This is a genomic window from Streptococcus suis, assembly GCF_002964045.1.
Classification (GTDB): domain Bacteria; phylum Bacillota; class Bacilli; order Lactobacillales; family Streptococcaceae; genus Streptococcus; species Streptococcus suis_U.
The window spans coordinates 1-327 of sequence record NZ_POPB01000609.1 but is presented as its reverse complement, the minus strand read 5'-3'; the positions used below and the strand labels follow the sequence as shown (position 1 = coordinate 327).

Genomic DNA, 327 nt, shown 5'->3' with positions numbered 1-327 from the left:
GTTTGGTAGAAACTACATATCATCATCCGTTTGTCAGTTGTAAGGGAGAAAGAAATGTTCTCCGATTAGCTTGATGTCCATTCTCTGCATTATTTACCCTGCAATAAACAATGAGAAGAAACTTGTACCAACCATATCCGCAAGAGCATGCCCTAAGAAATAGGGCAATAAATTATCATTTTTCCTTGTGTACATGTAGTAATAGAAAAGACCGAAGGCTACACCAATAACAAGAGCAGATACCATTCCTTGATAGGTATGGAAAGATATACGGACAATTGTTGAAAAGAGTAAGACCAGCGAACGCTTTTTCTTATCTGTACTCAA

The 327-nt window shown here is 37.3% G+C and carries 1 protein-coding gene; it reads right to left on the bottom strand.

The annotated features are described in order from the left end of the window. Positions 1-93 precede the first annotated feature (93 nt). Positions 94-327 (bottom strand): type II CAAX prenyl endopeptidase Rce1 family protein (locus tag C1E99_RS13120; protein WP_202863396.1); only part of this gene is annotated, 234 nt, incomplete at its 5' end.